Consider the following 23873-nt stretch of genomic DNA (forward strand, 5'->3'; position numbering starts at 1 on the left):
TTCATGCGCATTCGTGCCACTGTGGCCGCCGTCTCCGGCGCCCTGGCCCTCTCCGCGTTCGTCGCGCCGGCCGCGCACGCCGCCGGCAGCTCGCCGGACGTCACCTTCTCCAACATGAAGGTCAACAAGGGCAGCAGCATGGTCGTCGGCACGGCCAAGGCGTCCTTCTCGGTCACGTACACCGTCACGCACGCGGCGAGCCTGCCCGCCAGCGACTTCGCCACCGGTCCGGTCATCTACCGCGGCAGCTCCGTGACGTCGCCCACCGACCTCTTCGCCAGCGACGACCCGGGCACCTGCACCGCCGCTTCCTCGACCGTCCTGAACTGCAAGGCCACCCTCGCCTTCACGGTCGGCGGGGACTCCGACCTGGACAACTCCGAGGCGGGCTCCTGGTCGGTCGGCGGTGTCGCCGCCGACGCGGACAGCAACGTGAAGTGGGTCGGCGGCCTCGGCACCACCAAGGTCCTGCGCGCCGCGAAGCTGACCGCCGACGCCACCCCCGAGCCGGTCAAGAAGGGCAAGACCATCACGGTCACCGGCTCCCTGACCCGCGCCAACTGGGACACCCACAAGTACGGCGCCTACACCGGCCAGTCGGTCAAGCTCCAGTTCCGCAAGAAGAGCGCCACCACCTACACCACGCTGAAGACCGTCAAGTCGTCGTCCACGGGCGCCCTGAAGACCACGACCACCGCGACGGCCGACGGCTACTACCGCTACTCCTTCGCGGGCACCTCGACGACCGCGGCGGTCAGCGCCACGGGCGACTACGTCGACGTGCAGTAGGACAGCGCCCCGTCAGGGGCGCGGGGAACTGCGCGATCAACCCCACCGGGCCGCGCGGTTCCCCGCCACCGCATCACACGGGATACCGCCGCTCCACCCACTTCCAGAGGAACTCCAGCACCGCCGACCCCACCACGGCCACGCCGACGGCGGTCCACGGCATCGCCGCCCCCACCAGCTTCAACGCGAAGAAGCTCTGCAGCGCGGGCACCACGAGCACGAACACGAAGGCCACGCCCATCGAGGCCACCAGGGCCACCCGCCACCACGTGTACGGGCGGGCGATGATCGCCAGCACCCACATCGAGACCAGGAACAGGGTCAGGGTCGCGGCACTGGTCTCGGCGTCCAGGGACCCCGTGCCCGTGTAGTAGTGCCGGGCGATCAGATACGTCACGAAGGTCGCGACACCGGCCACCACGCCGCCCGGGACCGAGTAGCGCATCACCCGGCGGACGAAGTGCGGCCGCGCCCGTTCCGTGTTCGGCGCCAGGGCCAGGAAGAAGGCCGGGATGCCGATGGTCAGGGTGGAGAGCAGGGTCAGATGCCTCGGCAGGAAGGGGTACTCGACCCGCCAGCAGACCACGAGCACCGCGAGCAGCACCGAGTACACCGTCTTGACCAGGAACAGCGTGGCGACCCGGGTGATGTTGCCGATCACCCGCCGGCCCTCGGCCACCACCGAGGGCAGTGTGGCGAAGCTGTTGTCGAGCAGGACGATCTGGGCGACCGCCCGGGTGGCCTCGGAGCCCGAGCCCATCGCGACCCCGATGTCGGCGTCCTTGAGGGCGAGCACGTCGTTCACGCCGTCGCCGGTCATCGCCACCGTGTGCCCGTGCGCCTGCAACGCCCCCACCATGTCCCGCTTCTGCTGCGGGGTGACCCGTCCGAAGACGGTGCCCGAGTCGAGGGCCTCGGCCATCTCGCCGGGCTCGGCGGGCAGGTGGCGCGCGTCCACCGTCGTACCGCTGAGGCCGAGCTTGGCCGCCACCGCCCCGACCGAGACCGCGTTGTCGCCGGAGATGACCTTCGCGCGGACGTCCTGGTCGGCGAAGTAGCGAAGGGTGTCGGCGGCGTCCGGGCGGAGCCGCTGCTCCAGGACCACCAGCGCGGTGGGGCGGGCGCCCTCGGCCACCTTCCCGTGGTCGAGGTCCCGGGCGGCGCGGGCGAGCAGCAGCACCCGCAGCCCCTCCTCGTTGAGGCGCGCGGTTTCGGCCAGCGCCGGGTCGTCGGCGCCGAGGAGCACGTCCGGCGCCCCCAGCAGCCAGGTGCTCAGCTCCCCGTCGCCCTCGCTGAAGGTCGCCCCGCTGTACTTGCGGGCGGAGGAGAAGGGCAGCGACTCCACGCACCGCCAGTCCTCGCTGTCCGGGTAGGCGTCGATGATCGCCTGGAGGGAGGCGTTGGGGCGCGGGTCCGACTCGCCGAGCGAGCCCAGCACCTTCCTTATGTACGTCTCGTCGACCCCGTCCAGCGCCCGCAGCTCGGTGACGTCCATGCCGCCCTCGGTGAGGGTGCCGGTCTTGTCGAGGCAGACGGTGTCGATCCGGGCGAGGCCCTCGATCGCGGGGAGCTCCTGGACCAGGCACTGCCGGCGGCCCAGCCGGATCACGCCGATCGCGAAGGCGACGGAGGTGAGCAGGACCAGGCCCTCGGGGACCATCGGGACGATGCCGCCGACCGTGCGGGCGACGGCGTCCTTGAGGCCGTTGTTCTTCACGACCAGCTGGGTGACGACCAGGCCGATCGCGGCCGGGACCATCATCCACGTCACGTACTTGAGGATGGTCGAGATACCGGAGCGCAGCTCGGAGTGGACGAGCGTGAAGCGGGACGCCTCCTCGGCGAGCTGGGCCGCGTACGCCTCCCGGCCGACCTTGGTCGCCGCGAACGCGCCACCGCCGGCCACCACGAAGGAGCCCGACATCACCGGGTCGCCGCGGCGTTTGACGACCGGGTCGGCCTCGCCGGTGAGCAGCGACTCGTCGATCTCCAGCCCGTCGGCCTCGGCGCACACCCCGTCCACGACGATCTTGTCGCCGGGGCCGATCTCTATCAGGTCACCGAGCACGATCGCGTTCGTGGCCACTTCGACGGCGGCCCCGTCCCGGCGCACGGTGGGCCGCGTCTCGCCGATCACCGCGAGCGAGTCCAGGGTCTGCTTCGCCCGCCACTCCTGCACGATGCCGATGCCCGTGTTGGCGAGGATCACGAAGCCGAAGAGGCTGTCCTGGATCGGCGCCACGACCAGCATGATCAGCCACAGCACACCGATGATCGCGTTGAACCGGGTGAAGACGTTCGCGCGCACGATCTCGCCGAAGGAGCGGCTGCTGCGTACCGGTACGTCGTTCACCTGGCCGCGTGCGACCCGCTCCGCGACCTCGGCGGCGGTCAGCCCGGTCGGCCTGACCGCCGCCGGCAGCGGTACGGGATGCACGGGGTCGAGCTCGGCGCCCGCGTCTATGTGCTGCATGCCTTCGACGGTACGTGCGGATTTGCGCGCTCACCTGCCGAGTGCCCGGAAGATCCGACCGTGGGAGGAGCGAAGTCGTGCGCAGGTTGTAGACGCCGACATTCCCTGCCCAGTCGACGGAAACGAAGCCGGCGCCCCGTAAGGGGCGCGGGGAACTGCGCGACCAGCCACGACGGCGCCGCAGTCGGCAGATCGCGGCACCTTCGGCGGAGCGCCCGGCCCGTCCGGCCGGCCTCGCGGTGACTGCCTACTCGGCCGCCGCGAGATGCGCCTTGATCGCCGCGTCCCGGCGCCGCACGTAGTACACGCCGATCAGGCCGAGGCCGCCGCCGGCCAGGCAGGTCCAGATCCACCAGGTGTGGCCGTGGTCGGAGTACCAGCCGTAGAAGGGGAGCTGGGCCAGGAAGAGGACGAACCAGATGATCGTGCCGCCGATGATCGTCGGGACGACAGGGCCCTCAAGGGGCTCGGGTGCCTCGTGCTGGGGGGTCCACTTCGCCATGGCGCTCAGCTTACGCACCTGTGGGGTCTACGCGCGGAGATAGCGAAGTGGACATCATACGTTCATACTGAAACCGTTTGTGTTTGACCACTTCTGATCGTAGGAACATCCAATGTCGACCCCGGCTTCCACTCAGGCCCCCGCCCCCGAACAGCCGGGTGCGACCCCCGCGTACGGTGCGCTGGACCGTTACTTCAAGATCTCCGAGCGGGGCAGCACCCTCGCCCGCGAGGTGCGTGGCGGCTTCGCCACGTTCTTTGCGATGGCGTACATCATCGTGCTGAACCCGATCATCCTCGGCAGCGCGAAGGACATGTACGGCCACCAGCTCGACCACGGTCAGCTGGTCACCGCCACCGTCATCACCGCCGCGTTCACGACGCTGCTCATGGGTGTCATCGGCAACGTCCCGATCGCCCTCGCCGCCGGACTCGGCGTGAACTCCGTCGTCGCGCTCCAGCTGGCCCCCCGGATGTCCTGGCCGGACGCCATGGGCATGGTGGTGCTGGCCGGCATCGTCGTGATGCTGCTGGTCGCCAGCGGTCTGCGGGAGCGCGTGATGAACGCGGTGCCCTACAGCCTGCGCAAGGCGATCTCGATCGGTATCGGCCTGTTCATCATGCTGATCGGTCTCGTCGACTCCGGCTTCGTCACCCGCATCCCGGACGCCGCCCAGACCACCGTCCCGCTCCAGCTCGGCACCGACGGTCACCTCAACGGCTGGCCGGTCCTGGTCTTCGTCCTCGGCACGCTGCTGACCCTGGCGCTGATCGTCCGCAAGGTCTCCGGCGCGATCCTGATCTCGATCGTCGCGATGACCGTGCTGGCGCTGGTCATCAACGCCGTCGCGCACGTGACGACCTGGGGCCTGACCGTCCCGACGTGGCCCGGCAACCCCGTCGCCACCCCGGACTTCGGCCTGCTCGGCAAGGTCAGCCTCTTCGGCGGCTTCGGCAAGGTCGGCCTGCTGACCGGCATCCTCTTCGTCTTCACCGTCCTGCTGTCCTGCTTCTTCGACGCCATGGGCACGATCATGGGTGTCAGCGACGAGGCCAAGCTGACCGACGCCCAGGGCTACATGCCGGGCATCAACAAGGTGCTGTTCATCGACGGTGTCGCGGTCGCCGCCGGCGGTGCCAGCTCGTCCTCCGCCACCACCTGCTTCGTGGAGTCGACGGCCGGCGTCGGCGAGGGCGCCCGCACCGGCTTCGCCAACGTCGTCACCGGCGGGCTGTTCGCCGTGGCGCTGTTCCTGACCCCGGTCGCCACCATGGTCCCCTCGCAGGCGGCCACCCCGGCGCTGCTCGCGGTCGGCTTCCTGATCCTGGCCGGCTCGGTCAAGGAGATCGACTGGGCCGACTACACCCTCGCGATCCCGGCCTTCGTGACCATGGTGATGATGCCGTTCACCTACTCGATCACGAACGGCATCGGGATGGGCTTCATCACCTTCGTGGTGCTCCGTCTGGCCGCCGGCCGGTCCAAGGAGATCCCGGCCGCGATGTACGTGGTCTCGGCGGTGTTCGCTTTCTACTACCTGATGCCGGCCCTCGGCCTCACGTGACCTCCCCGGGTCAGGTGGCTTTCACCTGGTCGCCGTAGAACCTCTCCGTCTCCTCGACGGCGGCCGAGAACCGCTCGTCGAAGTCGTCCCGAATGAGCGTCCGGACCACGTAGTCCTGGACGCTCATTCCTCTTTTCGCCGCATGACGCCGGAGCCGGTCGAGCAGCTCCTTGTCTATCCGCAGACTGAGCACACTGGTCCCCATGGATACGAGGGCGCCACATCCGCGCGCCCGATGCGTCACTTTCCGGATCTGACTCACTCGTACGAGTGACGAGGTGATTCAGTGGCCGAGGTCACGGGCATATCGGCGCGTTCGAGTGGTCCTTAGGCAGAGTAATGAGTTACTCTAAAGAACATGCCGGACCTTACCCATGGCGACGACGCGGCCGCCGTGAACTCCCTCCGCTCCGCCGTGATGCGACTCTCGCGACGGCTCAAGCACCAGCGGGTCGACGAGTCACTGAGCCCCACCGAGATGTCGGTGCTGGGCACCCTCTCCAACTGCGGCCAGGCCACCCCCGGTGAGCTGGCCCGCAAGGAGCACGTCCAGCCGCCCTCGATGACCCGCATCGTGGCGCTGCTGGAGGCCAAGGGGCTGGTCCGGCTGGAGCCGCATCCGGAGGACCGCCGCCAGAAGGTCGTCACCCGGACCGAACAGGCCGAGGCGATGCTCGAGGAGAGCCGCGCCAAGCGCAACGCGTTCCTGGCCGGCCTGGTCGACGGCCTCGACGAGGACGAGTGGGCGAAACTCCGTGCCGCCGCCCCCGTGCTGGAGAAGCTCGCACACCTGTGATTCCCCGATAGAAGGAGGAGGCGAATCCGTTTGAGTACGGGACCCGGAACACCTTCCGCCCCCGCACCGACCGCCCCTACTACCCCCACAGCCCACAGGTCCTCGATGTTCAGCTCGCTGAAGGTCAGGAACTACCGGCTGTTCTTCGCCGGCCAGGTCGTCTCGAACATCGGCACCTGGATGCAGCGCATCGCGCAGGACTGGCTGGTCCTGAGCCTCACCGGCTCCGCGACCGCCGTCGGTGTCACCACCGCCCTCCAGTTCCTGCCGATGCTGCTCTTCGGCCTCTACGGCGGCGTCCTGGTCGACCGCCTGAACAAGCGGCGGGCCCTTCTCGTCACCCAGACCTCGATGGCCCTCACCGGCATCGCGCTCGCGCTGCTGACCCTCTCCGGCCATGTCCAGGTCTGGCACGTCTACCTCGCCGCCTTCGTCGTCGGCCTCGCCACGGTCGTCGACAACCCGGCCCGCCAGTCCTTCGTCTCCGAGATGGTCGGCCCGGACCAGCTGCAGAACGCGGTCAGCCTGAACTCCGCCAACTTCCAGTCCGCCCGCCTGGTCGGCCCGGCCGTCGCCGGCCTCATGATCACCGGCGTGGGCACCGGCTGGGCGTTCCTCTTCAACGGCCTGTCCTTCGTCGCCCCCCTCGTCGGCCTGCTGCTGATGCGCGCCCGTGAGCTGCACGTCGTGCGGCGCGCGCCGCGAGGCAAGGGGCAGCTGCGGGAGGGCCTGCGCTATGTCGCCGGGCGCCCGGACCTGACCTGGACCATCATCCTGATCGGGTTCATCGGTACCTTCGGCTTCAACTTCCCCGTCTACCTCTCCGCCTTCGCGGACGACGTCTTCCACGCGGGAGCCGGCTCCTACAGCCTCTTCAACACCCTGATGGCGGTCGGCTCGCTGGCCGGCGCCCTGCTCGCGGCCAGACGCGGCACGGCCAGGCTGCGGGTGATGCTCGCGGCGGCGGTGGCCTTCGGCGGGCTGGAGCTGGTGGCCGCGGCCGCCCCGTCCCTCTGGCTGTTCTCCCTGCTCATGGTCCCCATAGGCATGTTCGGCATGACGGTCAACGTCACGGCCAACACCACCGTCCAGATGGGCACCGACCCGGCCATGCGGGGCCGGGTGATGTCCCTGTACATGATGGTGTTCATGGGCGGCTCGCCCATCGGCGCACCGATAGCCGGCTGGATCACGGACGCGTACGGCGTCCGGGCGGGCCTGGCGGTGGGCGGCGCCGTCGCGGCCGCGGCCGCCGTGGTGATCGGCCTGGTCCTGGCCCGGGTCGGCAACCTCCGGCTGTCGGTCGGCTGGCACGGCGGCCACCCGCGGGTGCGGTTCGTGCCGAGAGAGCCGGCGGAGCAGCAGGAACAGCTGGCACCGGTGGCGTGAGAGCCGCCCGGGACAGACACGGACAGGTACCGGCCCGGAGGCGGACTTACAGCCTCCGGGCCAGTACCTGTCCGGGCCAGCTGTCGTCGCCCGCGACGGCGACGGTGAAGGCCTCGGTCGGGACGAAGCCGTTGTTCTCGTAGAAGGCGACCAGCTTGCGGTCGTCGCCCGCGTAGCAGTCGACACGGAGCAGGGAGACCCCGGCCCGGCAGGTCTCCGCGGCCGCGTGGGCGAGCAGCGCGGCGCCGGTTCCGGTGCCCTTGAACCGGCGGTCCGAGGCCAGGATGTGGATGTACCGCTCGGGCTCGGCGGCGGGTGCCAGGTAGGAGCCCGGCGCGTCGGTGAGGGTGAGGGTGGCGGCCGGCACACCGTCGTACTCGGCGATGTACGGGCTGCCCTCGGCGAAGTACCGGTCGATCATCTCCACGGCCCGCGGATTCGCCGACCAGGGTGTGGTCCCCCACTGCCGGGTCCGGCCCTGGGACACCAGCCACTCCACGGCGCTGTCGAACATCCCGAGGACCACCGGGATGTCGTCGGCGCGGCCGTCCCGGATCCTGATCTTCCCGCTGCCCGCCATGCTGTCCATGCTGTCCATGCGCTCCATCCAGCGATTCACGTCGTCGTGCGTGCCGCGCGCAACCGGTTTTTTGGCAGGGTTGCCCCATGAGACTCTTCGCAGCCGTGCTGCCCCCGCCGGAGGTGGCCGCGGAACTCGGTGCCGAGATCGACAGGCTGAAGCGGCTGCCGGGTGCGGAGGCGCTGCGCTGGACCGGCCGGCCCGGCTGGCACTACACGCTCGCGTTCTACGGCGAGGTCGAGGACGACGTCGTACCGGACCTGTCGGAGCGCCTGGGCCGGGCGGCCCGCCGCACCCCGCCGTTCGCGCTGGCCGTCACGGGCGGCGGGCAGTTCGGACACGGCAGGGCCCTGTGGGCGGGCGCCGACGGAGACCTGGACACCCTGCGCCTGCTGGCCGGCCGTGCGGAGGCGGCGGCCCGGAAGGCGGGCCTGCCGATGGCGGAGCACCGCCGCTACAAGGCTCATCTGACGGTGGCCCGGAGCCGGGACGCGACGGAGGTACGGCCGTACCTCGCGCTGCTCGCGGAGTTCGCGAGCCGGACCTGGACGGTCGGGGAGCTGGCGCTGGTGCGGAGCAGTCTGCCGGTGTCCGGGGTGCCGGGGGAGCAGCCGCGGTACGAGGTGGTCGGCCGCTGGGGGCTGGGGGCGGCCGGTTAGGCTCGGTGCCGTGGACCCGAAGACCCGGAACCGGATCATGGCCGGTGCGCTTGTGTTGTTGTTCGTGGTGGTTGCCGTGGCCTCTGCGATGAGGTGAGGACCGGCGGACCGGGGAACTGCGGCCGGTTTTCGGCCGCGAGCGGCCGATGGCTGGTCGCGCAGTTCCCCGCGCCCCTGTGGGGCGCCGGTCCTGAGGTCGGCTACCAGGCGAAGGCCTCCGGCGACGGGCCCGGGCCCGGGAAGATCTCGTCCAGGCCGGTCAGCAGCTCGTCGCTCAGCTCCAGTTCCACGGCCCGCAGCGCCGAGTCGAGCTGTTCGGCGGTGCGCGGGCCGACGATCGGGCCGGTGACCCCGGGACGGGTGAGCAGCCAGGCCAGGGCGGCCTCGCCGGGCTCCACGCCGTGCTTGTCCAGGAGGTCCTCGTAGGCCTGGATCTGGGCGCGGATGGTGGTGTTGGCGAGGGAGTCGGCGGCCCGGCCACCGGCCCGGCGCCCGCCCTCGACCTCCTTCTTGATCACACCGCCGAGCAGTCCGCCATGCAGCGGCGACCAGGGGATGACCCCGAGGCCGTACTCCTGCGCGGCCGGGATGACCTCCATCTCGGCACGGCGCTCGGCGAGGTTGTAGAGGCACTGCTCGCTGACCAGCCCGATGGTCCCGCCGCGCCGGGCGGCGATCTCGTTGGCCTGGGCGATCTTGTACCCGGGGAAGTTCGAGGAGCCGACGTAGAGGATCTTCCCCTGCGTGACGAGGGTGTCGATCGCCTGCCAGATCTCCTCGAAGGGAGTCCGCCGGTCGACGTGGTGGAACTGGTAGACGTCGATGTAGTCGGTCTGCAGCCGCTTGAGGCTGGCGTCGACCGCGCGCCGGATGTTCAGCGCGGAGAGCTTGTCGTGGTTGGGCCAGGCGTCGCCGTCGGCGGCCATGTTGCCGTACACCTTGGTGGCGAGGACCGTCCTGTCGCGGCGGCCGTCGCCCTTGGCGAACCAGTTGCCGATGATCTCCTCGGTACGGCCCTTGTTCTCACCCCACCCGTACACGTTGGCGGTGTCGAAGAAGTTGATGCCGGCGTCGAGGGCCGCGTCCATGATCGAGTGGCTGTCGGCCTCGTCGGTCTGCGGGCCGAAGTTCATGGTGCCGAGGACGAGTCGGCTGACCTTGAGTCCGGTACGTCCGAGCTGCGTGTACTTCATGGTCACCCAGCCAACGGCGTGGAGTGCGCTCTAGGCAAGGGCTTCGGGCCGGTTGGCCGGGAGAGCTAGTCGGTCGGGAACTTGTCGGTCTTGAGGACGAGGCCGACCACCGTGCCGGTCAGATCGATGTCGGTGCCGAAGTCCACCCGCGTCGGTTCGTCGTAGTCGCCGTCCTTGGGGGCGGTGTAGACGTGGCAGCGTCCCTGGTAGGGGTCGGCGACGACATAGACGGGGACCTCGGCCTCCGCGTACGCGGTTCGCTTCGGGCCGTAGTCGTTGGCGGCCGTGCCCTTGGAGATCACCTCGGCGACGAACTGGACGTCCTGGTAGCGCCAGTGACCCGTGTCGTCGGGCTTGGCCGAGTCCTTGAGCAGGGCGATGTCCGGGCAGAAGCCGTTCTCGAAGCCGGGGAAATCGACACGGACGTCGCTGAAGACCAGGACATCCTCCCCGAACCTGTCTTCCAAGGCCCGCAGGATCTGGCGGATGATCTGCCAATGCGTGTTCCGCTGCGGCACCATGAATACGTTGCCCCCGACGACCTCGACCCTGAATCCTTCGGGGACGGGCATCCGCTCAAGGCGCTCGAACCACTCGTCCAGGCGCTTGGTGTTGGCGTCGGCCATCTCGATCCTGTCCTCCAGGACGGTCATCGTGGCGCTCCTCCCCGGCCGTCCTCCACACGAGTGCGGCCGCGCGGTTCAACGATACGTACGGTGACCGGGCAACGGCGGAATTCGGTCAGTCCGTTCCAGGCTCGTATTCCTGGCCGATTCCCCACCCCTGCCACATCGCCTCCGCGAACGCCTCCGCGATCCGGTGCTCGCCGTTCGCGTTCGGGTGGGTGCCGTCGTAGGTGTCCGTGTGGATGTCGTACGACTCCGGCGGCGAGGCCATGAGGATCGGGGAGCGGGGCTCGTCCAGATCGGCCGCGGCCTTCGCCAGCAGCTCGTTGAAGAGGGACACCTGCTCCGCGAACGGGCCGTCCGAGGTGGCGCGGATGTTCGGGATCACCGGCAGCAGCACCATGCGGACGCCGGGCCTGGCCGCCCGCGCGTTCGCGACGAAGGCCCGTGCGTTCGCCGCCGTCTGCTCCGCGTTCGTGTAGAAACCCAGGTCGATCAGACCGAGGGAGACGAGCAGGACGTCGGCGCGGCAGGAGCGCACCGCCTCCCCGATCAGCGGCGCCATGTGCAGCCAGCCCTCGCCCCAGCCGGCCAGGTGGGCGCGCGGGAAGCCGGGGTCGGCGTAGCCGTACGAGACGGGCGCCTCGGCGAGCTTGTCGTACAGCGTCTCGCGGGGCCCGACCAGGGTGAACGGGCCGCCGTACGTCTCGCACAGGTGCTGCCACATGCGGTACCGCCAGGTGTGTTCGCCCGTGCTGCCGATGGTCATCGAGTCCCCGACGGGCATGAACCTGAGCATCCGCTCATGATGGACGATCAGGAGGTGGACTGGGGTCCGGTGTGAGGACCGCCACGTCCCCCCGCGCCCGGACACAGCGCGGGATGGCAGGCTTGTGCCCATGCGTCCACGATCGCTCGCCCTGCTCGCCGGGATCCTGCTCACGGGGGCGCTGGCCTCCGCGCCCGCCACCTCCGCCTCCGCCGCCGACGGCACCGGCACCGGCGCCGGCGACAAGGGGTTCACGATCACGGACCCGCGCATCACCGAGTCCAGCGGTCTCGCCGCCTCCCACCTGCACCCCGGCATCTACTGGACGCACAACGACAGCGGCGACGGCCCGTACGTCTACGCCGTCGACAGCGCCACCGGGAAGACCGTCGCGAGGATCACGCTCAGCGGTGTCGGAACACCCCGTGACGTCGAGGCCATCTCCATCGGCCCCGACAACCAGATCTACGTCGGCGACATCGGGGACAACCTCGACGGCAGCTGGCCCTACGTCTGGATCTACCGGCTGCCCGAGCCGAAGAAGCTGGTCGACCAGACCGTCCGGGCCACCCAGTACGTCGTGAAGTACTCGAACGGCGCGCGGAACGCCGAGTCGCTGATCGTCCACCCGAAGACCGGGCGGGTGTACATCATCGACAAGAAGGAGAACGGCGGCCATCTGTACGAGGGTCCGGCGACCCTCTCCGCCTCCGGTACCAACATCTTCAAGCCGGTCGCCGCCGTCGACCTCTGGGCCACCGACGCGGCCTTCTCGCCCGACGGCAAGCAACTCGCCGTGCGCGGCTACTTCGGCGGCATCTACTACGACTGGAACGGCGGCGACATCAAGCGCGAGGGGCGGCTCGACGTGCCGCTGCAGAAGCAGGGCGAGTCGGTCAGCTACTCCGCCGACGGCACCAGGCTGATGTACGGGAGCGAGGGGACCGACAGCCCCGTGCAGGCCGAGGACGTGCCGGGCGGGTCGGACAAGGCGTCGCCGTCCTCGGGCGGCGGGAGTTCGGCGGCCGGCAAGGACAGCGGCGGGTTCGCGGGCGGCGGGGCCAAGGCCGGTGCCGTCGCGGTCGGGGTCGCCGTGCTCGCCCTCTTCGGGCTGCGACGGCTGCGCCGACCCTCCGCGCGCCGGCACTGACGCGGCCCCGCGTCGCCCCAGGCCGCCCCGCGTCGCCCCGCGTCGCCCCGCGTCACCCTTACGGGTCACCGGCGAGGCGGGCGTACCCGGGTCCGGGCAGGCTGGGAAGCGTCCCGCGGGACGGAGGCACCGACAGAGCACCGGGTCCCGCCTCACGGAATGGGAGCACCCATGCGCCGCACCGCCCTACGCCTGGCCGGGAACGTCTGCCTGCTCACGGCCGCCCTCGGCCTGACCGTCCCGGTGGCCGCCGGCACCGCCACCGCCGAGCCCGCCTGGACGGACCGGGCGGCGGCCACCGTCCTTCCGCAGTTCCGCTCGGTCAGGCTGCCGATCAGCGGCACCTTCACCGGACCGAGTGAGCAGATCGCGCTCACGGGCACCCTCGACGTCTCCGTCATCACCCTCCCGAACGCCGCGGGCGGCGGCACCGCCCAGATCATCAGCAGCCTGGACGACACCTCCGGTACCGGTGCCACCAGCGGCGGGAGGTACGACCTCGTCGGCGCGCACCGGGACGACCTGCCCTTCTCGGCGGCGGCCACCACGACGCTCAAGGTCAGACCGGCCTTCCTGCTGATCTCTCCCGTCGTGCCGCCCAACCCGGTCGTGCCGCCGAACCCGGTCCAGCCGGTCACGGTCTCGGTCACCGTCGGCAGCACCGGTGTGATCGGCGCGATCACCGCCACGGTCGGCACCCCCGCGCCCTGACACGCCGTCACCTGCATGGTCGACCGCGGTGCCGGAAATGTAGCGATATGTGGATCGGTGGCGGCAGGCTGTTCCCGATCGCACCGCGACCGCCGAAGGAGCCCTGACATGTCCGACGTGCCCGCCGACCTCCGTTACACCGACGAACACGAGTGGATCCGTACCGGTACCGACGGCACCGCGACCGTCGGTATCACCGACCACGCCCAGAAGGCGCTCGGTGACATCGTCTTCTTCGAGCTGCCCGCGGTCGGCAGGAAGGTCGAGGCCGGGGAATCCGTCGGGGTCGTGGAGTCGGTGAAGGCGGCGTCCGACCTGTTCAGCCCGCTCGCCGGGGAGATCGTCGAGGCCAACTCCGACCTCGTCGACGAGCCCGAGTCGGTCAACGACATGCCGTACGAGATGTGGCTGTTCAGGATCAGGACCAAGAACGGGGTGTCCTCCAACGGGCTGCTGGACGCCAAGGCGTACCGGAAGCTCATCGGGGAGTGACGGCACCGGGGCGCCCGCGGTGGTCCGCCGGGCGCCCCTCGGTGTGCCCGGCGCTCAGCGACGTACCGGCCTGATGCTGTGCCGGCGGCGTGGCTTGGGGGCGTCCAGCAGGGTGACGCCGTTGTAGACGCGGCTCCGGATGGCGAGCGCGGGGGTGACGGCGAACGTGACGAAGATCGAGACGACGCTGACGGGGAACAGGGTCGGCAGCGACTGGCCCTCGGGCAGGGTCTTGCCGCCCTCGTGCACGGCGTAGGCGAAGGCGGCGAAGAAGACGATCGCGCAGAGGGCGGCCAGGACGCCGAAGACGACCCTGGTCCGGCGGGTGCGCGCCTCGGTGCGGACCTCGGCCAGCAGGGACGCGTCGCAGACGGGGCAGTTGAGCTCCACGGTCTGCTTGCCCGACTGCGGGCGGCGTACCCGGAAGATGCCGTCCTTCCAGGTGATGCGGCGGGTTCGGACGAGGAAGCCGGTGACCTTGTCACTGAGGATGTGACGCACCCCAACCTCGACGGTGCCCGGTATCGGTCTGTTCATGTGCGCGTGGATCTCCTTCGTCGCATGGGGCACACAGTGTCCGGTGTGCGACGAAGGAGAACTCAACGACACGCGGAAGGCTTTGCCTTGATCATGCCTTCCGGGCAAACCAGCAACTTTTGACGGGAGTTGCCGTACCGCTAGAGCTTCTCGATCACGTAGTCGATGCACTTCGTCAGCGCCTCGACGTCCGCCGGGTCGATCGCCGGGAACATCGCGACGCGCAGCTGGTTGCGGCCGAGCTTGCGGTAGGGCTCGGTGTCGACGATGCCGTTGGCGCGCAGCACCTTGGCGACGGCGGCCGCGTCGATCTCGTCGGCGAAGTCGATCGTGCCGATGACCTGCGAGCGCTTGGCCGGGTCGGAGACGAACGGGGCGGCGTACTTGCTCTCCTCGGCCCAGGTGTAGAGGCGGGTCGAGGAGTCCTTCGTGCGGCCGGTGGAGAAGGCCAGACCGCCCTGGCCGTTCAGCCACTCCAGCTGCTGGTTGAGCAGGAAGAGGGTGGCGAGGGCCGGGGTGTTGTACGTCTGGTTCTTGCGGGAGTTGTCGATCGCCGTGGGGAGGCTGAAGAACTCCGGGACGTGCCGGCCGGACGCGTGGACGCGCTCGGCGCGCTCGATCGCGGCCGGCGAGAAGACGCCGATCCACAGGCCGCCGTCGGAGGCGAAGGACTTCTGCGGGGCGAAGTAGTAGACGTCGGTCTCGGCGATGTCGACCGGGAGGCCGCCGGCACCGCTGGTCGCGTCCACGAGCACCAGCGCGCCCTCGTCGGCGCCCGCGACCCGCTTGATCGGCATGGCGACACCGGTCGAGGTCTCGTTGTGGGTGAGGGCGTACACGTCGACGCCGGCCTCGGCCCGCGGCTCCGGGTGGGTGCCCGGGTCGGAGGCGATGACGGTGGGCTCGGCCAGCCAGGGGGCGAGCTTGGCCGCCTTGGCGAACTTGGACGAGAACTCGCCGAAGTTCAGGTGCTGGGACCTGGCGTCGATCAGGCCGTGCGTGGCGACGTCCCAGAAGGCGGTGGAGCCGCCGTTGCCGAGGACGACCTCGTAGCCGTCCGGGAGCGAGAAGAGGGAGCTGATGCCCTCGCGGACCTGGCCGACCAGGTTCTTGACCGGGGCCTGGCGGTGGGAGGTGCCGAGCAGGGACGTACCGGTGGCGGCCAGCGCGTCCAGCGCCTCCACCCGCACCTTGGAGGGACCCGCGCCGAACCGACCGTCCGCGGGCTTGATGTCAGCAGGAATCTGGATGTCAGCCACGAGTCGGAGGGTAGCCGTTGGGCGAAACGGGACGGAACCGTGTCCGTTCGATGAGACGAGATCGCCAAGCCCTGGACTTGTGGGGTTGTACGACGATATTGGCGTGGCTGTGGAAAAGGTGCGGTGACTGTACGTGATCGGATGCATCCTGGACGCATGACGGATCTGGCGGGACTCGAGACGGAACTGCGGGGTGCGGTCCGGGGTGAGGTCGGCTTCGACGTCACGTCCCGGGCGCTGTTCACCATGGACGCGTCCAACTACCGACGGGTCCCGGTGGGGGTGGTGGCCCTCCGGGACGCGGACGACGTGGCGGCCGTGCTGGAGGTGTGCCGGACCCGCGGGGTCCCGGTGGTGGCGCGCGGCGGCGGCACCTCGATCGCGGGACAGGCGACGGGCACCGGCGTGGTGCTGGACTTCACCCGGCACCTGAACCGGCTGGTCGACCTGGACCCCGCCACCCGTACGGCCGTCGTCCAGCCGGGGCTGGTCCTGGACCGGCTCCAGGAGGCGGCCGCCCCTCACGGCCTGCGCTTCGGCCCCGACCCCTCCACCCACGGCCGCTGCACGCTCGGCGGAATGATCGGCAACAACTCCTGCGGCTCGCACAGCGTGGCCTGGGGGACCACCGCGGACAACGTGCGCGGACTGGACGTGATCACCGCGCGGGGGCGGCGGCTGCGGCTGGGGCAGGACTGGGCCGGGGCCCCGGAGGGGCTGCGCGAGCTGGTGACGGGCGACCTGGCCCGGCTGCGCACCGGCTTCCCGGAGCTGCCGCGCCGGATCTCCGGGTACGCGCTGGACGCCCTGCTGCCCGAGAAGGACGCCGACGTCGCCCGCTCCTTCTGCGGCAGCGAGGGCACCCTGGGCATCCTCACCGAGGCGACCGTACGGCTCGTCGAGTCGCCCCCGGCGCGTGCCCTGGCGGTGCTGGGTTATGCCGACGAGAGCGCGGCGGCGGAGGCCGCGGCCGGACTGCTCGCCCTCGCGCCGCTGACGGTGGAGGGCATGGCGGCCGACCTGGTGCCCTCCCCGGCCGGACTCCCGCGCGGCGGCGCCTGGCTGTTCGTCGAGACGGGCGGCGGGACGGCGGCGGAGGCACGCGCGCGTGCGGAGACGGTCGTCCGGGCCGCGGACGTTCTCGACGCACGGCTCGTCACCGACCCGGCCGCGCAGCGCGCGCTCTGGCGCATCCGCGAGGACGCCTCCGGCACGGCGACCCGGATGCCGGACGGCCGGGAGGCCTGGCCCGGCTGGGAGGACTGCGCGGTACCGCCGGCCCGACTCGGCGCCTACCTGCGGGACTTCAGAAGCCTCCTGTCGGCCCACGGCCTGCACGGCACCCCGTACGGCCACTTCGGTGACGGCTGCATCCACGTCCGTATCGACTTCGACCTGCTCAGCGAGGCGGGCGTGGCTCGCTTCCGCCGTTTCTCGGAGGAGCTGGCCGGGCTGGTGGTGGCGCACGGCGGCTCGCTCTCCGGGGAGCACGGGGACGGCCAGGCACGGGCGGAGCTGCTTCCGAGGATGTACGGGCAGGAGATGGTGGCGCTCTTCGAGCGCGCGAAGCGCGTCTGGGACCCGGACGACCTCCTCAACCCCGGCATGCTGGTCCGTCCCGCCCCGCTGGACACCAACCTCCGCTTCGCCGTCCTGCCCCGCGAGCCGCTGCCCGTCGTCTTCGGCTACCCCGCCGACGGCGGCGACTTCTCGGCGGCGGTCCGCCGCTGCGTGGGCGTGGCGAAGTGCCGTACGGCCGGACCGTCCGGCGCGTCCGGCGCGTCCGTCATGTGTCCGTCCTTCCGGGCCACGGGCGAGGAGGAGCACTCCACCCGCGGCCGGGCCCGGCTGCTGCACGAGATGCTGGCGGGCGAGCTGGTGACGGACGGCTGGCGCTCCACCGAGGTCCGGGACGCCCTCGACCTCTGTCTGTCCTGCAAGGGCTGCCGGTCGGACTGCCCGGTCGGGGTGGACATGGCGACCTACAAGGCGGAGTTCCTGCATCACCACTACGCGGGCCGGCGCCGTCCCGCCACCCACTACAGCATGGGCTGGCTGCCGAGATGGCTGGCCTGGACGTCCCGTACCCGCACGGCGGGTCTGGCCAACGCCCGCGCCTCGGTACGGCCGTTGGCGGCGCTCGCCAAGCGGCTGGGCGGAATCGCGCCGGAACGGCGGATCCCCCGCCTCGCGACCGAGCCCTTCAGCCGGTGGGAGCGGCGACGGGAGCGCGGGCGCCTGCGCGCCTGGCGGGCGGACGCGCGGGCCGGACGGCGGATCGACCTGCCGAGGCGGATGGCGTTCCTGTGGCCGGACACCTTCACGGAGCACCTGTCACCGTCCGTGGGCCGCGCCGCGGTACGGGTCCTGGAGGCGGCGGGGGTGGGGGTGATGGCACTGCCGACCCGTCCGGGCCGTCTCCTGCGGTCGGCCGACGGCGAGTTGCGGGGCATCGGAGTGTTCCCGTGGAGGACCCGCCGGGCCCGCGCCTGCTGCGGACTGACCTACCTGTCGACAGGCCAACTGGACCGGGCCCGCGAGGTGTTGCGCCGGACACTGGACCTGCTGGAGCCGTTGCTGCTGCTGCCGTCGGACGTGGAGGCGGACGCGGAGGTGGAGGCGGACGCGGAGGTGGAGGCGGTCCAGGGGCTGGAGCCGGAGCCGGACCGGGAGCCGGATCGGGAGCCGGACCTGGGCGTGGACCCGGACTCGCAGCCGGGGTCGGCCCCGAAGTCGGACCCGGACCCGGACCCGGAGTCGTCGCCGGACCCGGAGCCGGAGTCGTCGCCGGAGCCGGAGCCGGAGCCGGAGCCGGAGCCGGAGCCGGACCCGGAGTCGTCGCCGGACCCGGACCCGGAGGCGGACGGTGATTTTCCGTACCCGTTGCCGATCGTGGTCCTGGAGCCCAGTTGTGCTGCCGCTCTCCGGGTCGACCTGCCGGAGCTGCTCCCGGACGACCCCCGGGCGGCCCGCCTCGCCGCGCGGGTGCTCACCTTCGCGGAGGCACTGGAACGCCTGGCCCCCGACTGGACCCCGCCCCACCTGGACCGCCCGGTCACCGGGCAGACCCACTGCCACCAGCACGCGGTACTGGGCGACGCCCCGGACCGCCGCCTGCGGGCCGCCGCCGCCCTCACCGGCGACCTGGCCGGCGGCTGCTGCGGACTGGCAGGCGACTTCGGTTTCGCCAAGGGCCACTTCGAGGTGTCGAGGGCCTGCGCGGAGGAGCAGCTCCTGCCGGCGGTACGGGAGGCGGACCCGGACACGGTGGTCCTGGCCGACGGCTTCTCCTGCCGGACGCAGCTGGAGCAACTGGCGGGGGTGCGGGGGAGACACCTCGCGGAGGTGCTGGCGGAAGGGCTGGAGAGGGAGGCGAAGTGACGGGCGACGTGGACGGGTTGAGCCGGGTGGCGGTGCTCTCCGACATCCACGGGGTGCTGCCGGCGCTGGAGGCGGTGCTGGCGGAGCCGGACGTGACCGCGGCCGACCGTGTCGTCCTCACCGGCGACATCACGGCGGGCCCGCAGCCGGCCGGGACGATCGACGCGCTGCGCGCACTGGGCGACCGGGTGCTGTGGCTGTCGGGCAACGCCGACCGGGAGCTGGTGGAGTACCGCAGGGGAGAGCGCGCCGAGATCCCGGACCCGATAGGCACGTTCGCGGCGGACGCGCTCCGGGACGACCAGGTCGACTTCCTGGCCGCCCTTCCCGGGACGGCCACCCTGACGATCCGGGGCCTCGGCCGGGTCCTCTTCTGCCACGCGACCCCGCGCGACGACGAGGAGGTCGTCCTGGTCGACTCCCCTCTGGACCGCTGGGCGGAGGTCTTCGCCGCCGTCGCCCCCGACATCGGTACGGTCGTCTGCGGCCACACCCACATGCCCTACCTCCGCCTCGCCCACGGCCGCCTGGTCGTCAACCCCGGCAGCGTCGGCATGCCGTACGGCCGCCCCGGCGCCCACTGGTGCCTGCTCGGCCCGGGTGCCGACCTGCGCGTCACGCCGTACGACATCCCGACGGCCGTCGCCCGTGTGGTGGCGGAGTGCGCATACCCCGGCATCGAGGGCTGGGCCGACTACTTCCTGCGGGCCAGGGCGTCGGACGGGGAGGCGCTCGGGGTGTTCGGGGCCGGGTAGCGGGCGAGGGCCTCGCCCTCGTGCGGGCATCCGCCCCGCCGGGGTCGGGTGCCTGTCACCCGCCCCGGTTCCTCCGCCCGGCCGACACGCACCCGTCCACCCGCGCGCCGAAACGATTCCCGGCAGGCCCGTGTCTGTTGTCCTTGAAGCAGACGCCGCCGGTCCCGTCCCGTCCGCTGTCCCGATCGGTGAGTGTCGTCAGTGAGCCGTCGCCGACCTGCCCAGGAGCACCGCCCATGACAGCAGCCCTTCGTCTCCAGCCCATCTCCCGCGCCGACCATCTCGCCTTCGCCGGTTCACGTCCGTCCGTCAGTCATCTGCAGCTGCCGTCCTGGGGGGACGTGAAGCCCGACTGGCGGGCGGAGAGTCTGGGGTGGTTCGACGGGGAGGGGCGCATCGTCGGCGCGGGGCTCGTGCTGTTGCGGGCGGTGCCCAGGGTGAGGCGGTGCCTGGCGTATCTGCCGGAGGGGCCCGCCATCGACTGGCACGACCCCGACCTGGCGCGATGGCTCGATCCGATGCTGGCGTACCTGAAGGGGCGTGGGGCGTTCGCGGTGAAGATGGGGCCGCCGGTCGTCGTACGGCGGTGGAGCGCGGAGGCCGTGAAGGAGGCCATCGCCGATCCCGCCGCCCGGCGGCTGGGGGACGCCGAGCCGACGTCGTACGACAGCCGCGCCGCGGACCTCGCCGAACGGCTGCGCCGGACCGGGTGGCGGCCTGCGGCGGCGGGCGGGGAGGAGGGGTTCGCGGCCGGGCAGCCCCGGTACGTGTTCCAGGTGCCGTTCGCGGGGCGGTCGTTGGACGACATCCAGCGCGGGCTCAACCAGCAGTGGCGGCGCAACGTGAAGAAGGCGGAGAAGGCGGGGGTCAAGGTGGTGCGGGGCGGGTACGAGGACCTGCCCGCCTTCTACGGCCTGTACACGGAGACCGCCGAGCGGGACCGCTTCGTGGCGCGCCCGCTCTCCTACTTCCAGCGCATGTGGACCGCGCTCACCGCCGAACACCCCGACCGCATGCGGCTCTACCTCGCCCACCACGACGGCGACGTCCTCGCCGCGGCCACCATGCTCACCGTCGGCGACCACTCCTGGTACTCCTACGGCGCCTCCACCGGCCGCAGGCGCGAGGTCCAGCCCAACAACGCCATGCAGTGGCGGATGATGTGCGACGCCCATGGACTCGGCGCCGCCGTCTACGACTTCCGGGGCATCACCGACACCCTGGAGGAGTCCAACCACCTGCTGGGGCTGCTGCGCTTCAAGGTGGGGGCCGGCGGCGAGGCCGTCGAGTACGTCGGGGAGTGGGACTTCCCCCTCAACAGGCTGCTCCACAAGGCGTTCGACCTCTACCTGGCCCGCCGCTGAGGCCCGTCCGGCCCGGGTTCATAAGCTGGCTCTCAGGTTCATAAGAGAACTCTCAGCCTGGGGGTCGTTATACAGCTGTTACATAGGTATTCACAGCACCTGCTTGCCGTTCGCTTGCCGACTTTGCCGTCGCTTGGGATTCAGGCCGTGTAAGTTCATCGGTGTCGGGCGGCGGGGATTGCCGAGGATGACGATCCAAAATCCCCGGACGTTGCCCCAAGAGAATTCTCGTACCATCCTGCACCAATTGCACTTCGAACTCTCAAGGAGTCGGAATGAGCCTCAAGAAGCTCGCCCCGCTGCCCCCCAAGCCCAACAAGCAGCTCCCCCCGCCGCCGCCGAAGCCCAAGAAGCGGGCCCCGAAGCCGGCTCCGAAGCCCATCCCGGGTCAGGACAACTGAGTTAGCTGCAAAAGGACCGACGGTTTGCCGTCGGTCCTTTTGCACTCCCTGGTTTTCAGTAATTCCGGCGTCGGAGAGCGGAGGTAGTGTGAAATGCGCGTGAAGGAGAGTGACGGCACAGAATACGAGTACGAAGTCACCGACCCGCAATACGAGGGCGACGATGACGAAGACGATGACGAAGACGGCGAGTACGAGGACGAGTACACGCCCACCATCCCGGCCCGCGTCGCCTTCCGCCGCTTCTGGCCGCTGACCAAGGGCCTGCGCGGCTGGCTGGTGATCGTCTGGGTGTGCACGGTGATCGCCGCGCTGGCCGAGACCGAGGCCATTCTCCTCTTCAGCGAACTCACCGACCACGCCCTCCAGAAGGGCTCGCTGAGCGCGTTCTGGAGCCCGGCGAGCAAATGGCTGGCCATCGCGATCGTCGGCGCGATCGTCGCGTACGCCGGCAACTCGCTGGCCGCCTGGGTCACCGAACGCTTCGTCATGCGGCTGCGCGAGCACGTCTTCGACCACGTCCAGCAGCTGCCCCCGCACTTCTTCCAGCGCCACCGCCAGGGCGACCTGCTCTCCCGCCTGACCAGCGATGTCGAGGCCATCGAGACGATGGTGGTGTCCGGGCTGGTCGGCGCCGCGTCGGCGCTGTTCAGTGCCATCTTCTACGCGGCCGCCGCGTTCTGGCTGCGCTGGGACCTGGCCGCCGCCACCTTCGTCCTCGCGCCGCTGTTCTGGCTGGCCGCCCGCCGCTTCTCCGGCTCCATCAAGGACGTCTCGCGGGCGGGCCGGGTCGCCGACGGCGCGATCACCTCCGTCGTCGAGGAGTCCCTCGGCAACATCGTGCTGACGCAGGCGTACGACCGGCGCGACGCCGAGCGCCGCCGACTGCACGAGGAGGCGAACGCCTGGTTCCGCGCCTCCGTCCGCTCCACCCGCCTCAACGAGGCCTACGAGCAGCTCGTCCAGGTCATCGAGACGATCTGTGTCCTCGCCGTCATCGGCATCGGCGCCTGGGAGATCTCCACCGGCCGTATGACCCTCGGCCAGCTCCTCGCCTTCTCCGCCTTCCTCGGCTACCTCTACCCGCCGGTGCGCGGTCTCGCCCAGCTCGGCCTCACCGTCACCGCCGCCACGGCGGGCGCGGAGCGGCTGATCGAGATCCTGGACGTGCGGCCGTCGGTCGCCGACCCCCGGCGCGGCGCCGGCACCGACACCGGCCGCCCGGACGGCGCCATCGAGGTCCGCGACGTCGGATTCCGCTACCCCGGCGCCGACCGGACCGCCCTGGAGGGCCTCTCCTTCACCGTCAGCCCCGGCGAGCTCGTGATCATCACCGGCCCCAGCGGTGCCGGCAAGTCGACCGTCTCCAAGATGCTGCTCCGCTTCTACGACCCCGACAGCGGCGAGGTCCTCCTCGACGGCGTCCCCCTCGGCGACTTCCCGCTGGCCCGGCTGCGCGAGTACATCACCCTGCTCCCGCAGGAGACCCTCGTCCTGCACGACACCGTGCGCGCCAACATCGCCTGCGGCCGGCCCGGCGCCAGCGACCAGGCCATCGAGGACGCGGCCAGGGCCGCCGACGCCCATGACTTCATCGTCCGGCTGCCCGAGGGCTACGACACCAAGGTCGACCCCAACTCCGCCCGGCTCTCCGGCGGTCAGCTCCAGCGCCTGGCCATCGCCCGCGCGATCCTGCGCGACGCCCCCGTCCTCGTCCTCGACGAGCCGACCACCGGCCTGGACGCGATGGCCGCCCGCCGGGTCGTCAAACCGCTGCGCCGTCTGATGACCGGCCGTACCACCATCATGATCACCCACGACCTCAACCTCGCCCCGGACGCCGACCGCATCCTCGTCGTCGACCGCGGCCGCATCGTCGAGACCGGCCGGCACGACGAACTCCTCGCCCGCGGCGGCGCCTACTCCAGGCTCCACCGTTCCCAGAACAACGCGATGATGGACACCGGCGAACTGCGGCTGCCGCTGTTCGTGGAGCAGGGCGGCGCGGCCCCGGTGGCAGCGACCATGGCGGCCGGAGCGCCCCAGGCCTCCTACGCGGCGGCGCAGGGCGGTGGGGACGGCGGCTACGCCTACCAGCAGCCGTACGGGAACATGTACGACTACAACATGTACGCGGCGGCCGGGCTATGGCCCCAGCCCATGTACGAAGCCCATATGGGAGCCGCCCCCACGGGAGCCGCCCCCATGGAGGTCCAGACAGCGGTCCCCATGGAGGCCGACTACGGGGCGAACATGCCCACCACGCTCCCCGACGGCCGGCCCCTGTTCCGCGACGAGGAGCCCTGGCCCGGCATCTGAGTCGCCGTCACCAGCCGCCGGGACAGGCCCCGGACGGTGCGCCGCTCCGGTGAGTGCCCGTCATGTGAGTCTTGTTACACACCTATTGCACAGGAGATCTTCAAGAATCCTCCACTTCGTTCGTAGGCTGCGTACGCCAATGGGCTCGGCCGGGGCGACCCGCC

General features: G+C 70.9%; 22 protein-coding genes. 13 read left to right on the forward strand and 9 right to left on the reverse strand.

Annotated elements, in window-relative coordinates:
• Positions 1-3 precede the first annotated feature (3 nt).
• On the forward strand, positions 4-789 hold the full coding sequence (locus IEZ11_RS20565; protein WP_189264278.1) for a hypothetical protein: 786 nt from the start codon (positions 4-6) through the stop codon (positions 787-789).
• Between the two features lie 73 nt (positions 790-862).
• On the opposite strand, the gene IEZ11_RS20570 is transcribed toward IEZ11_RS20565, so the two are convergent.
• Together IEZ11_RS20570 and IEZ11_RS20575 are read right to left on the reverse strand one after the other, a co-directional pair.
• Entirely contained in the window at positions 863-3262 is a 2400-nt protein-coding gene (locus tag IEZ11_RS20570; protein WP_189264279.1) for an HAD-IC family P-type ATPase, read from the reverse strand.
• Positions 3263-3509: 247 nt separating this feature from the next.
• Entirely contained in the window at positions 3510-3764 is a 255-nt protein-coding gene (locus tag IEZ11_RS20575) for a DUF2530 domain-containing protein (protein ID WP_189264280.1), read from the reverse strand.
• A gap of 112 nt (positions 3765-3876) precedes the next feature.
• Between IEZ11_RS20575 and IEZ11_RS20580 the strand changes: the two genes are divergently transcribed.
• Complete coding sequence (locus IEZ11_RS20580) at positions 3877-5328, forward strand: NCS2 family permease (protein WP_189264281.1); 1452 nt, start codon at positions 3877-3879, stop codon at positions 5326-5328.
• A 10-nt stretch (positions 5329-5338) separates the two neighbouring features.
• Here IEZ11_RS20580 and IEZ11_RS20585 read toward each other — a convergent pair whose 3' ends face one another.
• Positions 5339-5533 carry a ribbon-helix-helix protein, CopG family gene (locus IEZ11_RS20585; RefSeq protein ID WP_189264282.1) on the reverse strand — a complete coding sequence of 65 codons (195 nt, stop codon included), beginning with the start codon at positions 5531-5533 and terminating at the stop codon, positions 5339-5341.
• A gap of 153 nt (positions 5534-5686) precedes the next feature.
• Between IEZ11_RS20585 and IEZ11_RS20590 the strand changes: the two genes are divergently transcribed.
• Both IEZ11_RS20590 and IEZ11_RS20595 read left to right on the forward strand, forming a co-directional pair.
• Positions 5687-6124: a MarR family winged helix-turn-helix transcriptional regulator gene (locus IEZ11_RS20590; protein ID WP_189264283.1), complete on the forward strand. Its 438-nt coding sequence runs from the start codon at positions 5687-5689 to the stop codon at positions 6122-6124.
• 30 nt (positions 6125-6154) lie between these two features.
• Positions 6155-7513 (forward strand): MFS transporter, encoded by a 1359-nt coding sequence (locus tag IEZ11_RS20595; RefSeq protein ID WP_189264284.1) that lies wholly within the window; start codon positions 6155-6157, stop codon positions 7511-7513.
• A gap of 46 nt (positions 7514-7559) precedes the next feature.
• On the opposite strand, the gene IEZ11_RS20600 is transcribed toward IEZ11_RS20595, so the two are convergent.
• Positions 7560-8111 carry a GNAT family N-acetyltransferase gene (locus tag IEZ11_RS20600; RefSeq protein WP_229713227.1) on the reverse strand — a complete coding sequence of 184 codons (552 nt, stop codon included), beginning with the start codon at positions 8109-8111 and terminating at the stop codon, positions 7560-7562.
• 68 nt (positions 8112-8179) lie between these two features.
• Here IEZ11_RS20600 and thpR point away from each other — a divergent pair, with 68 nt between their 5' ends.
• Positions 8180-8752: an RNA 2',3'-cyclic phosphodiesterase gene (gene thpR, locus IEZ11_RS20605; protein ID WP_189264285.1), complete on the forward strand. Its 573-nt coding sequence runs from the start codon at positions 8180-8182 to the stop codon at positions 8750-8752.
• Positions 8753-8952: 200 nt separating this feature from the next.
• On the opposite strand, the gene IEZ11_RS20610 is transcribed toward thpR, so the two are convergent.
• The 3 genes from IEZ11_RS20610 to IEZ11_RS20620 form a co-directional block, all read right to left on the reverse strand.
• Positions 8953-9945 (reverse strand): aldo/keto reductase, encoded by a 993-nt coding sequence (locus tag IEZ11_RS20610; RefSeq protein WP_189264286.1) that lies wholly within the window; start codon positions 9943-9945, stop codon positions 8953-8955.
• 65 nt (positions 9946-10010) lie between these two features.
• A complete protein-coding gene (locus IEZ11_RS20615) occupies positions 10011-10598 on the reverse strand; it encodes a Uma2 family endonuclease (RefSeq protein ID WP_189264287.1) in 588 nt (195 codons plus the stop codon).
• A gap of 88 nt (positions 10599-10686) precedes the next feature.
• Positions 10687-11370 (reverse strand): GDSL-type esterase/lipase family protein, encoded by a 684-nt coding sequence (locus tag IEZ11_RS20620; protein ID WP_189264288.1) that lies wholly within the window; start codon positions 11368-11370, stop codon positions 10687-10689.
• A gap of 100 nt (positions 11371-11470) precedes the next feature.
• Here IEZ11_RS20620 and IEZ11_RS20625 point away from each other — a divergent pair, with 100 nt between their 5' ends.
• From IEZ11_RS20625 to gcvH, 3 genes are all read left to right on the forward strand, one after another.
• On the forward strand, positions 11471-12490 hold the full coding sequence (locus IEZ11_RS20625) for a TolB-like translocation protein (protein ID WP_189264289.1): 1020 nt from the start codon (positions 11471-11473) through the stop codon (positions 12488-12490).
• Positions 12491-12661: 171 nt separating this feature from the next.
• Positions 12662-13201 carry a hypothetical protein gene (locus IEZ11_RS20630; protein WP_189264290.1) on the forward strand — a complete coding sequence of 180 codons (540 nt, stop codon included), beginning with the start codon at positions 12662-12664 and terminating at the stop codon, positions 13199-13201.
• A gap of 108 nt (positions 13202-13309) precedes the next feature.
• Positions 13310-13693 carry a glycine cleavage system protein GcvH gene (gene gcvH / locus IEZ11_RS20635; RefSeq protein ID WP_189264291.1) on the forward strand — a complete coding sequence of 128 codons (384 nt, stop codon included), beginning with the start codon at positions 13310-13312 and terminating at the stop codon, positions 13691-13693.
• 54 nt (positions 13694-13747) lie between these two features.
• Here the strand turns inward: gcvH and IEZ11_RS20640 are convergent, their stop codons facing one another.
• Positions 13748-14230, reverse strand: a complete 483-nt coding sequence (locus IEZ11_RS20640; protein ID WP_189264292.1) for a hypothetical protein — start codon at positions 14228-14230, stop codon at positions 13748-13750.
• Positions 14231-14370: 140 nt separating this feature from the next.
• Positions 14371-15489: a phosphoserine transaminase gene (gene serC / locus IEZ11_RS20645; protein ID WP_189264293.1), complete on the reverse strand. Its 1119-nt coding sequence runs from the start codon at positions 15487-15489 to the stop codon at positions 14371-14373.
• A 156-nt stretch (positions 15490-15645) separates the two neighbouring features.
• On the opposite strand from serC, the gene IEZ11_RS20650 reads away from it, so the two are divergent.
• The 5 genes from IEZ11_RS20650 (at position 15646) to IEZ11_RS20670 (ending at position 23709) form a co-directional block, all read left to right on the forward strand.
• Positions 15646-18870, forward strand: coding sequence for an FAD-binding and (Fe-S)-binding domain-containing protein (locus tag IEZ11_RS20650; protein ID WP_229713229.1), 3225 nt, complete (start codon positions 15646-15648; stop codon positions 18868-18870).
• Positions 18867-19625, forward strand: a complete 759-nt coding sequence (locus IEZ11_RS20660) for a metallophosphoesterase family protein (RefSeq protein ID WP_229713231.1) — start codon at positions 18867-18869, stop codon at positions 19623-19625. Before IEZ11_RS20650 ends, IEZ11_RS20660 begins: the two co-directional genes overlap by 4 nt.
• A 236-nt stretch (positions 19626-19861) precedes the next feature.
• Positions 19862-20989 carry a lipid II:glycine glycyltransferase FemX gene (locus IEZ11_RS20665; protein ID WP_189264294.1) on the forward strand — a complete coding sequence of 376 codons (1128 nt, stop codon included), beginning with the start codon at positions 19862-19864 and terminating at the stop codon, positions 20987-20989.
• A 275-nt stretch (positions 20990-21264) separates the two neighbouring features.
• Positions 21265-21390 carry a hypothetical protein gene (locus IEZ11_RS51980; protein ID WP_268239917.1) on the forward strand — a complete coding sequence of 42 codons (126 nt, stop codon included), beginning with the start codon at positions 21265-21267 and terminating at the stop codon, positions 21388-21390.
• Between the two features lie 93 nt (positions 21391-21483).
• The gene (locus tag IEZ11_RS20670; RefSeq protein WP_189264295.1) at positions 21484-23709 is read left to right on the forward strand and encodes an ABC transporter ATP-binding protein; all 2226 of its coding nucleotides are present in this window, start codon (positions 21484-21486) and stop codon (positions 23707-23709) included.
• The last annotated feature ends 164 nt before the right edge of the window (positions 23710-23873 follow it).

Origin of the sequence: Streptomyces fuscichromogenes (assembly GCF_014645815.1) — a bacterium.
Classification (GTDB): domain Bacteria; phylum Actinomycetota; class Actinomycetes; order Streptomycetales; family Streptomycetaceae; genus Streptomyces; species Streptomyces fuscichromogenes.